Annotated in this window: 7 protein-coding genes and 1 pseudogene; 4 read left to right on the forward strand and 4 right to left on the reverse strand. The window is 68.5% G+C overall.

Annotated elements, in window-relative coordinates; all coding sequences use genetic code 11:
* Window positions 1–934, forward strand: a pseudogene (locus AC6RA4_RS18940) (hypothetical protein); the annotation flags it as partial.
* A gap of 180 nt (window positions 935–1,114) precedes the next feature.
* Here AC6RA4_RS18940 and hglS read toward each other — a convergent pair.
* Genes hglS through AC6RA4_RS18960 form a run of 4 tightly spaced genes read right to left on the reverse strand, consistent with a single transcriptional unit; the run spans window position 1,115 to window position 6,460 of the window.
* Window positions 1,115–2,476, reverse strand: coding sequence for a 2-oxoadipate dioxygenase/decarboxylase HglS (hglS, locus tag AC6RA4_RS18945; protein ID WP_500163027.1), 1,362 nt, complete (start codon window positions 2,474–2,476; stop codon window positions 1,115–1,117).
* 19 nt (window positions 2,477–2,495) lie between these two features.
* Window positions 2,496–3,755 carry an NAD(P)/FAD-dependent oxidoreductase gene (locus AC6RA4_RS18950; RefSeq protein ID WP_500163030.1) on the reverse strand — a complete coding sequence of 420 codons (1,260 nt, stop codon included), beginning with the start codon at window positions 3,753–3,755 and terminating at the stop codon, window positions 2,496–2,498.
* Between the two features lie 5 nt (window positions 3,756–3,760).
* Window positions 3,761–5,263, reverse strand: a complete 1,503-nt coding sequence (gene amaB / locus AC6RA4_RS18955) for an L-piperidine-6-carboxylate dehydrogenase (protein WP_500163032.1) — start codon at window positions 5,261–5,263, stop codon at window positions 3,761–3,763.
* Between the two features lie 12 nt (window positions 5,264–5,275).
* Window positions 5,276–6,460, reverse strand: a complete 1,185-nt coding sequence (locus AC6RA4_RS18960; protein WP_500163033.1) for a pyridoxal phosphate-dependent aminotransferase — start codon at window positions 6,458–6,460, stop codon at window positions 5,276–5,278.
* A 122-nt stretch (window positions 6,461–6,582) separates the two neighbouring features.
* On the opposite strand from AC6RA4_RS18960, the gene AC6RA4_RS18965 reads away from it, so the two are divergent.
* The 3 genes from AC6RA4_RS18965 to AC6RA4_RS18975 all read left to right on the forward strand — a co-directional run bounded on the left by AC6RA4_RS18965 (window position 6,583) and on the right by AC6RA4_RS18975 (window position 10,120).
* Window positions 6,583–7,449, forward strand: a complete 867-nt coding sequence (locus AC6RA4_RS18965; protein ID WP_500163035.1) for a LysR family transcriptional regulator — start codon at window positions 6,583–6,585, stop codon at window positions 7,447–7,449.
* A 308-nt stretch (window positions 7,450–7,757) separates the two neighbouring features.
* The gene (locus tag AC6RA4_RS18970; protein ID WP_500163037.1) at window positions 7,758–8,744 is read left to right on the forward strand and encodes an LOG family protein; all 987 of its coding nucleotides are present in this window, start codon (window positions 7,758–7,760) and stop codon (window positions 8,742–8,744) included.
* Window positions 8,741–10,120 carry an MBL fold metallo-hydrolase gene (locus tag AC6RA4_RS18975; RefSeq protein ID WP_500163039.1) on the forward strand — a complete coding sequence of 460 codons (1,380 nt, stop codon included), beginning with the start codon at window positions 8,741–8,743 and terminating at the stop codon, window positions 10,118–10,120. The genes AC6RA4_RS18970 and AC6RA4_RS18975 overlap by 4 nt, the downstream gene beginning before the upstream one ends.
* The last annotated feature ends 119 nt before the right edge of the window (window positions 10,121–10,239 follow it).

Genomic DNA, 10,239 nt, shown 5'->3' on the forward strand with positions numbered 1-10,239 from the left:
AGCGGGCGGCACCGGCGGGCAGACCGTCTCGGCCAGCGCGAGCTCGCACCTGCCCTTCCCATGGGTCGAATGCAAGTACAGCTGTGACGTGCGATGGCGCAACGGCGGCAGCGGCCAAGCGGGCGGCACCGGGACCAACGCCGCCGGCAGCAGCCTGTCGAAATCCGACTCGCTGGCCTGCTACGCCTGCCCCTCGGGGCGCGGGGGCCTGCCGAAATCCGCGGCAACGGGCAGCAAAGGCGGCAATGGCAGCTGCGGAACCGGCGGCGCGGCCGCCACCGACACCACCGGCCGCTTCGACGCCAACGGCGTGTGGAGCGGCTCCGCCTCGGAGGACGGCACCAAAGGTCTCGCGGGCGGCGGCGGCGGAGGCGGCGGTCCGGGGGGCTCCTGCGGATACGCCAACTGCCTCTGCAGCGCCTCTGCCTATAGCGGTGGAGCCGGCGGCGGAGGCGGCTCGGGCGGGTGTGGCGCAACCCCGGGCCGCGGAGGCCAGATGGGCGCGGCGAGCTTCGGGATCGTGCTGGTGGGCGCGCAGTTGACGCTCAAGGGCGAAGCCTCGGTCGTCACGGGCGCCCGCAGCGGCGACGGCTCGCCGGGCGGCGCGGGCCAGAAGGGCGGCGCGGGCAGCTCCGGCGGTGCCGGCAAGAGCTACAGCAACATCTGCAACGATGGCGGCGCTTCGGGCGCCAAGGGTGGCGCCGGCGGAATCGGCGGCGCGTCCGGCGGCGGCGGCGGCGGCAATTCCGGCCCGAGCGTGAACATCGTGCTGACCGGCAGCGGCTCGACCGTCACAGGGACGCTGACGCAATATGTCGGCGCGGCGGGCGCCGGGGGCGGCAAGGGAGCGGCGGGCGTGTCGGACTCCAACTGCACCGCAACCGATGCCGCTGACGGAGGCGCGGGCATCGCCGAGGAGACCCACACCTACTGACCTCCTTGCGCCCTCGTGCCCGAGGCCATGATCGGAGCAAGGGCGCGCGCGCTCTCGCAGCTCTCGCGATCATGACCGGCGGGGTGCGCCTGGGGCGTCGCCCGATCGCGCCCCGCACAGTCTACAGGTCGCGGGCCATCGGCCCGCAACAGCCAGCATAGCTAAGCCGTGCAGAGACCGTCACGCAGCGCTCGCGTTCAGCCGCTCGAGACAGGCTTGCAGAGAGGCCGCCTGCATGGCCTCGTAAAGTGCGAACTCATCCGCCACCGGCTTGCCCAACGCGGCCTCGAAGACATCCCGGCTCGACGCGGCCTGAGCCGTGTCCTGCGCCTCGTCACCGAGGTTCGATTGAAAGATGCCCGCCGCGCTCACCGGGAGGAAATCCTCGTAGATGATCGGGCTGAGGGTCAGGGCGCCGGCGTCCAGCAGTGCCTCGACATCCTCTCCCTGCGCCGGTTCCGCGCCGAGGCCGTACTTGAAGAAGGCGAGCCCTTCGCGATGCATGCTGCGCCAATCATCGGGAAAGGCGGCAAAGACCGCGTCCAGCCTGGCGAGATAGGCGTCGGCGTTCGCGCCGTCCGCGGCCGGCAGGATCTCGGCCCGGACCTCGGCCAGAAGCCGGTCATAGAGCGCGCGCCCCTTTCGGGTCAGCGCGGCCCCGCGCTGCTCGATTTCGCCAAAGCGGGCGGTGTGATGGCCGTCTGTCCAGTCGTCCCCCGAGGCGAAGCGGATCGGTTCGTTCAGCGCCTTGAAGGCCGTCTGGCGCAGCAGGATCGGACAGCGGCGGCGCGGCGGCCCCTCGACCACGGCCTTGGCGGGCAGGCCCTGTTCGATCATCCCCGCCTGCGCGGCGTCGATGTCGAGCGTGCGCGGCGTCAGGTGGTTGATATGCGGGCCCTTGAAGGACACCACGTCTGCGATCAGCCGGTGGGCCCTGATCAACTCGTCAAACACCTGCGCGTCGACGCAGGCTTCGGGGTGCCAGCGGAAGGTCTCGAGAACCTCGGCCACGAACCGCGCGGCGTCTTCGGCCTCGAGACCGCCCTGGGCTTCGGCCTTCTCGGTCAGGGCGATCGCGGCGTCGGTGAAGATCTGCCGCCGCGACAGAACCTCGGCGGCCTTGGCACGCAACGCCTCGTCCGCGATCAGCTCCAGCCGCAGCAGCGAGGTGAAGACCCGGAACGGGTTGGCCGCCAGCGCATCGCGCTGCACCGGGCGGAAGGCGGTGGAGTGGACCGGCACCGAGGCGACCGACAGATCGTAGTAGCCGACCGGCTCCATGCCCATCACCGCGAAGACGCGGCCCATCATCGCAAGCTCCTCCGCAGTGCCGAGGCGGATCGCGCCGTGGCGTTCCGCGCTGATGCGAGCGGTGTCCTCGCCCGGGGTCAGGGCCAGGGCCTTGGCGTCGCGCTCGAGCACCGTGTCGTTCACGTCCTCGACGATGTCGACCAGCGTGCCGTAGGCGGGCACCTCGGTCTTGTACATCGCCGACATGGCGGCAGCGAATTCGGCGCGGATCTTGTTGGGGGAAACTGTCATGGGAAGGGTCCTCTCGTGCCTATCGGCGTCCGTCGGTGAGATGTGTCAGCAGCGCGCCGGCCTCGTAGGACAGCCCCTTGGCCGCCGCGCGTCTTTCGGTGATCGGGGGGGTGATCCCGAGCGGCAGATCGCCGGTGCCAAGCGCCCATTGCGCGGCCCCTCTGCCAAAGAGCGTACCGGGCGCGATGCCCCGCCCGCTGTAGCCAAAGATCGAGATCCCGGACGTTCCGCGCCGCTCGATACGCGGCAGGTAGGATCCGGTCATGGCGATCCGCCCGGTCCAGGATTGCTCGAACGGGATGCCCTTGAGCTGGGGGAAGAGCCTGGCCAGCTTGCGCCTTGCCCAGTCGCGATGCAGCCCGCCGCCAATCCCGTCGAGATTGCCCAACGCTCCAAAGATCATCCGCCCGGCCCGGTCCAGCCGGAACGAGGACATGATCAGCCCGGTATCCCAGCACCCCTCGCCCCCCGCCAGGATGGTCTGCCGCACGCTCGGAGGCAGCGGAGCGGTGGCAAGCTGAAAGAAATGCGCCGGGATGATGGAATTGGCGGCTGCGCCGTCCGTGCCATAGGCATTGGTGGCCTGGATCATGCGCCCTGCGCGGACCTCGCCCTGCGCGGTGCGCACCTGCCAGCCCTGCGCCTCTTCGCGGATCGTCAGCGCGCCGGATCCCTCGAAGATCCGCGCGCCCTGGGCGGCGGCGGCCTGCGCCAGCCCCTGCACGTAGGCCAGCGGCTGGATCGTCCCCGCGCGCCCGTCCCAGAGCGCCCCGAAATAGGCGTCGCTGCCGGTGCGTTTCGCCGTCTCGGCGGCGTCGAGCAACCGAACCGGCGCGCGCCGTTTCTCCTGCTGGGCAAAGCGCCGCTCGAGATCGCGCAGTCCCGCCTTCGAGTGCGCGCAATGCAGCGTGCCGCTGCGCGTGGCCTCGCATTGGATCTGGTGTTTCTCGACAAGATCGAAGACCACCGCCGGGCCACCGGCCAGCGTTTCGTTGAGCTGTCGGCCGGCCTGCCGCCCGAGCTTGTCCTCGACCTGATCGGGCGGGGTCCAGAGGCCGGCATTCACCAGCCCCACATTGCGCCCCGACCCGCCAAAGCCGATCGTCCGCGCCTCCAGCAGGGCGACAGAGGCGCCAGCGGCGGCCAGATGATAGGCCGCCGAAACGCCGGTGAACCCGCCCCCGATCACCACCACGTCGACGGTGAGCGCGCCCTCGAGGCGCGGCCACGCCGCGTGTTCCGATGTCGTTTCAGTCCAGACGCTGTCGAGACGTTGCATGGCCGTCAGATCTCGAAGGAAATGCCCTGCGCCAGCGGCAGCTCGCGCGAGAAGTTCACCGTGCTGGTCTGGCGGCGCATATAGGCTTTCCACGCATCCGAGCCGCTCTCGCGCCCGCCGCCGGTTTCCTTCTCACCGCCGAAGGCGCCGCCGATCTCGGCGCCCGACGGTCCGATATTGACGTTGGCGATGCCGCAGTCGGAGCCCTGCGCCGACAGGAACAGCTCGGTCTCCCGGACATCGGTCGAGAAGATGCAGGACGAGAGACCCTGAGGGACGGCGTTTTGCAGCGCGATGGCGTCTTCGAGGGTCTTGTATTTCACCGCGTAGAGGATCGGGGCAAAGGTTTCGGTGTGCATGATGGCCGACTGCGCGGGCATCTCGACCACCGCGGGATGCACATAGGCCGCCTCCGGGTACTGATCGATAAGCGCCTGACCGCCGCCATGCACGATGCCGCCCTCGGCGCGCGCCTGCTCCAGCGCCCTGTTCATCGCCGCCATCGCGCCGGCGTCGATCAGCGGGCCGACCAGCGTACCGGTTGCCAGCGGCGACCCGATCGACAGGCCCTCGTAGACCTTGATCAGACGCGGGATCAGCTGGTCATAGACATCCTCGTGCACGATCAGACGGCGCAGCGAGGTGCAGCGCTGCCCCGCGGTGCCCACTGCCGAGAACACGATGGCCCGCACCGCCATTTCCAGATCCGCCGAGGGCGCCACGATCATCGCGTTGTTGCCGCCGAGTTCCAGAATGGATTTGCCCAGACGCTTTGACATATCCGCCGCAACCGCCTTGCCCATCGGCACCGAGCCGGTGGCCGAGACCAGCGCCACGTCCGGCGAGGCGGTCAGCGCCTCGCCAAGGTCACGCTCGCCGATCAGCGTCTGGATCAGCCCGTCCGGCGCATCGGGGCCGAACGCGGCCATGGCGCGCTCGCAGATCTTCTGGATCGCGAGTTGGGTCAGCGGGGTCTTCTCGGAGGGTTTGGCGATGACCGGATCACCACAGACGAGGGCAAGCGCGGCATTCCAGCACCACGGGGCGGCGGGGAAATTGAACGCGGTAATGATGCCGACCACGCCCATCGGATGCCATGTCTCGCGCATCGAGTGGCCCGGTCGCTCGGACGCGATGGTCAGACCGTAGAGCTGCCGCGACAGCCCCACCGCGAAGTCGCAGATGTCGATCATCTCTTGGACTTCGCCAAGCCCCTCCTGGTAGATCTTGCCGCATTCCAGCGTGATCAGGCGGCCAAGCTGCTCTTTCTCGCGACGCAGCTCCTCGCCAAGAAGGCGCACCAGCTCGCCCCGGCGCGGGGCCGGCACCGAGCGCCAGGCCTGATAGGCCGTCACGCCCCTGGCAATCGCGGCCTCGGCATCGGCGGCGCTGTGCATCGGCACGCGGGCGATCTCGCTGCCATCGACGGGCGTGGTCACCGACAGGCCGCCGCCGGTGGTTTCGGTGGCGGTCAGCCCGCAGGCGGTCAGGATATCTTGGTGCGACATAAGGTTGTTCCCTTAGTGAGAGAGGAGAGCGTGGGCGGCGCGGTCGAGACGGGCGCAGCCCTCTGTCAGCTCCGAACGTGAATAGGCGTAGGACAGGCGGACATGTCCCGGCAGACCAAAGGCCCGCCCCGGCACGATGGCAAGGCCGGTCGCGGCGAGCAGGTGGGCGCAGAGCTCTGCATCGCTGTCGATGACCTTGCCCTCTTGCGTCTGCCGCCCGAACAGGCCCTTGCAGGACGGAAAGACATAGAACGCCCCGTCCGGAACGGGGCAATCGATACCCGGGATGGCGTTCAGCGCGGCAACGACACGGTCGCGCCGGGCCCGGAACTCCGCCCGCCGCTCGGCCAGATGGGATTGATCCCCGGTCAGCGCCGCCAGCGCGGCAGCCTGGGCGATGGAACAGGCGCCGGAGGTCAGTTGCCCCTGAACCGCGATCATGGCCGAGATCAGCTCTGCCGGGCCGATCCCCCAGCCGATGCGCCAGCCGGTCATGGCGTGGGCCTTTGAGACACCGTTGATCACAAGGGTCCGGTCCGCCAGATCCGGGCAGGCCTGCCGAAACGAGGTGAAGGGCACGTAGCAGATCTCGGCATAGATCTCATCCGACGCGATCCAGACATCGGGGTGGCGCGCCAGCACCTCCCCCAGCGCCGCCAGTTCCGCCGCGCTGTAGACCGCGCCCGAAGGGTTCGACGGCGCGTTCAGCAGCAGCCAGCGCGTGCGGGGGGTGATCGCGGCCTCAAGCTGTTCGGGTGTCATCTTGAACCCGGCCTCGGCGCTGCAGGGCAGCAGCCTGGAGGTGCCATCGGCCATGGCGATGATGTCGGAGTAGCTGGTCCAGTAGGGGGTTGGCACGATGACCTCGTCCCCGGCGTTCAGCGTCGCCAGGAAGACATTGGCCAGCACCTGCTTGGCACCGGTCGAGACGATGACCCCGGAGGCGTCGACCCCGGCGCTTTGCGCCACCGCCGCCCGCAAGGCCGGAAGGCCCGCCGTCGGGGGGTAGCGCGTCAGCCCGTCGCGCATCGCCTTCAGCGCCGCGTCGCAGACATGCGCGGGCGTCGGAAAGTCCGGCTCTCCGGTACTCAATGCCAATACGTTATGCCCTTCGGCGCGCAGCCTCGAGGCCGCCTCGGAGATCTCCACGATCTCGGACAGCGCCACATCGTCAATTCTTTTCGCTGTCTGCAGCATGTCTGGTCTCCGGCTCGTCGTCGCATTTGACATATCGGCCCAAGCTGTGAGAAACGCCTTTATCGCCTAAGTCATGCCAAAAACTCATACCTATGCCGCACCCCAAGCGCTTTCTCCCACCGATGACCGCCCTGCGCGCGCTGGAATCCTTTGGCCGGACCGGAAACGTGACCGAGACCGGCCGCGAGCTTGGCGTGTCCCAAAGCGCGGTCAGCCGGCAGCTCAAGGTGATGGAGGATTACCTCGATGCGCCGCTCTTCCTGCGTGACCGCAAGAGCATCACGCTGACGACCGCGGCGCAGGAGTATTGCTCCGAGATCAGGGCGGCGCTGGACAAGATCGGCAGCGCCAGCCTGCGGCTGAAGGCCAATCCGGCGGGCGGGCGACTGAATATCGCGATGCTGCCTGCCTTCGGCGTGCGCTGGCTGGCCCCGAAGCTGCCCGACTTCGTGGCGCGGCATCCGCAGGTGACGGTCAATCTCAGCACCCGGCTCAAGCCCTTCGACTTTGCCACCGAGCCGTTTCATGGCGCGGTGCATTTCGGCGAACGCGACTGGGCGGATGTGAACTTTCAGGAACTCATGCGCGAGACGGTGGTGCCGGTGGCGTCTCCGACCCTGGCCGCAACGGTGGCGGTTCAGGAGATCCCCGACATCTTCAAACTGCCGCTTCTGCATCTCGATACCCGGCCCGATGCCTGGGAAAAATGGGCGCAGGCGTTGGGAGAACCTCTTCGCAGCCCCGTTGGCATGCTGTTCGACCAGTTCGCCTCGATGATCCAGGCGAGCCTGCACGGCATGGGCGCGGCCCTTGTCCCGACCTATCTGGTCGAACGCGACCTCGCCGAAGGACGCCTGATCGCGCTCTGGCCCGATCACGGCGTCAGCATCGGCTCCTATTACTTTGTCTGGCCACGCGACGAGCCGAGCTATCTGCCGCGCGATCTGTTCGTGCGCTGGCTCGGGGATGTCAAAGACCAGGAGCTCTGAGCGGCGTCGATCTGCCACGGCGCCGGCGGACGATCCGCTGCGATTGCGACACCCTGCCCGCACCGATGCCGGCTCTCCCCCCGCTCTAACGATCCTCAAGATCCAGCACGGCGCGCCCCGGCGCCGTGGCCGCGAGCGAAGTGGCGGCATGACGGGCCGCTCCGGCGTCGCTTGATGCCGGTCAAACGCGGTTCGGGGCGGGGATGATACAGTCTTCTGGCGTCAGGCCAGAGCATGCCTGACCGGACCTGCCCTGCGGAGGCATCGGCGATCCCGCCCCTCCCGTAAGTCCATCCGAAAGGCACTCGATGCAAGATCCAGCACCCGCGATGACCGCCAAGCCGTTCCCTGCGCACCCCACCGAGCGCGATGTCGACCTGCCCGGCTGCGCGCCGAAAGCCCGGCGCGAGGACAGGGCCGCACCGGAACTGGTGCGCACCATCATGGCCAACCCGAACTACCGGCTCGCCGACGAGGATGTCGATTTCCTCGACCGTGACGTCATGCGCGGCGCGCGGCTTCAGCTCGACTACCAGAAGGCCGAAACCCTGCTCAGGGATCACGGCATCGCCCACTCCATCGTCGTCTTCGGCGGCACCCGGATCACCGAGCCCAAGTGTTCGGAAGCGGCGCTCGCAGCGCTTGAGGCGGAGAGCGCCGCCCAGCCGGGCGACGCAGAGCTGCAGCGCCGCCTGCGCGTGGCCAGGCGCCTGCGGGACAAAAGCCGCTATTACGAGATTGCCCGCGCTTTCGGCCGCATCGTCGGCGCCGCCGAGGGCGAGCGCGGCAACCGGCTGGTGGTGGTGACAGGCGGGGGGCCCGGGATCATGGAAGCCGCGAACCGCGGAGCCCACGAGGCAGGGGCGCGCAGTGTCGGGCTCAACATCACCCTGCCGCATGAGCAGTTTCCCAACCCCTACGTGACCCCGGACCTGTGCTTTCGCTTCCGCTACTTCGCCCTGCGCAAGCTGCATTTCCTGCTGCGCGCCCGGGCGCTCGTGGTGTTCCCCGGCGGCTACGGCACCTTCGACGAACTGTTCGAGACGCTGACCCTGATCCAGACCCGCAAGATCCCGCCGGTGCCGGTAATCCTCGTGGGGCGGGCCTACTGGAGCCGCGCCTTCGACGCCGATTTTCTCGTCGAGGAGGGCGTCATCGAGCCCGAGGACCGGGCGCTGTTCTGGTATGCCGAGACGGCGCAGGAAATCTGGGACGACATCCAGCGCTGGTACGCGCGCGTCGGGCGCCCGCTGGTCAGGACACCGACCCATACCGAGGGAGGCGTGATGCCATGAACCTGTCCTTTCACGGAGCCGCCGGGCAGGTCACCGGCTCGTGCCATCTTGTCGAATGCGGCGGGCGCCGGATCCTTGTCGATTGCGGCATGTTCCAGGGCGGCCACGAACTGCATGACGACAACGCCGAGCCCTTCGGGTTCGAGCCGGCCTCGATCGACGTCGTGCTGCTCACCCATGCCCATCTCGACCATTGCGGGCGCCTGCCGCTGCTGTGCAAACGCGGTTTCCGGGGCGAGATCATCTCGACCTCGGCGACCCGCGATCTGGCGCGGCTGGTGCTGCTCGATTCCGCCCATCTTCACGAAGAAGAGGCGCGGCGCCATCACCGGCACGGGCATCGCGGCGGCCGGCACGAGGCACTCTACGACACCGTCGATGCGCTCGATGCCATCGACCGGTTCGGGCGCGCCGCCGCCTATGGCAAGACACTCAAGCTGTTTCCCGGCATCACCGCCACGTTCTTCGAGGCCGGGCACATCCTCGGATCGGCTTCGATCCGGCTCGAACTGAGTGAGGAGGGCCGGCAGCGCAGGATCCTGTTTTCGGGCGATCTCGGCCCGCCGGAGCGGCCTCTGCTGAACGATGCAGCCCCTCCGGATGATGCCGATATCGTGGTGATGGAGACCACCTATGGCGACCGCGACCACCGCGACCTCGACGCCTCGATCGCCGAGTTTGTCGCGGCGGTGCGCCATACCGTCCAGCGCGGCGGCAATGTCGTCATCCCGACCTTTGCGCTGGAGCGGGCGCAGGAACTGCTGTGGGTCCTGCGCGAGGCGATGGAGAGCGGCGCGCTCGATCCCGACATGCAGGTCTTTCTCGACTCGCCGATGGCGATCTCGGCGACGCGGATCTTTGCCCGCCATCCCGAAGCCCTGCGCCCGGAGCTGGCCGGGATCATCCAGGCGGGGCGCGATCCGTTCCGGTTGCCGGCGCTGCATTATTGCCGCGAGGCGCAGGACTCGCAGGCGCTCAATCGCATCCGCTCGGGCGCGGTGATCATGGCGGGATCGGGCATGTGCACCGGCGGTCGCGTGCGCCACCACCTGCGGCACAACCTTGGCAATCCCGAAAGCGGCGTGATCTTCGTGGGCTATGCCGCCGCCGGCACGCTGGCGCGGGTCATCATAGACGGGGCGAAGACGGTGAAGCTCTTTGGTCACGAGATCCCCGTGAGGGCACGCATCCACACCATCAACGGCTTCTCGGCCCATGCCGGGGCAAGCGATCTCGTGGCCTGGCATCGCATGACGGGCGTCACCGAGACGACCTTTCTCGTCCATGGCGAGACCGGACCCCTGCAGGCCTTTGCCCGTCAGATCGGCGGCGAGCGCGTAACAATCGCCGAGCGGCACAAGGTCTACACCATCTGACCCGCGGGCGGTCCGGCGACGGGCCGACGCTCCCGCGCCGATCCGGCCAGCTCCGCCCCCCGGGGTGTCCGATGCCTGTGCAATGCCTTGGAGGCGATTAGGATTTTCCAAATTGCCGC

The organism is Salipiger sp., assembly GCF_059781815.1.

Excerpts from the sequence above, each read along its gene's own strand:
- AC6RA4_RS18965 (WP_500163035.1), top strand. The coding sequence starts at position 6,583 with ATGACCGCCCTGCGCGCGCTGGAATCCTTTGGCCGGACCGGAAACGTG.
- AC6RA4_RS18970 (WP_500163037.1), top strand. The coding sequence starts at position 7,758 with ATGCAAGATCCAGCACCCGCGATGACCGCCAAGCCGTTCCCTGCGCAC.
- amaB (WP_500163032.1), bottom strand. The coding sequence starts at position 5,263 with ATGTCGCACCAAGATATCCTGACCGCCTGCGGGCTGACCGCCACCGAA.
- AC6RA4_RS18960 (WP_500163033.1), bottom strand. The coding sequence starts at position 6,460 with ATGCTGCAGACAGCGAAAAGAATTGACGATGTGGCGCTGTCCGAGATC.
- hglS (WP_500163027.1), bottom strand. The coding sequence starts at position 2,476 with ATGACAGTTTCCCCCAACAAGATCCGCGCCGAATTCGCTGCCGCCATG.
- AC6RA4_RS18975 (WP_500163039.1), top strand. The coding sequence starts at position 8,741 with ATGAACCTGTCCTTTCACGGAGCCGCCGGGCAGGTCACCGGCTCGTGC.
- AC6RA4_RS18950 (WP_500163030.1), bottom strand. The coding sequence starts at position 3,755 with ATGCAACGTCTCGACAGCGTCTGGACTGAAACGACATCGGAACACGCG.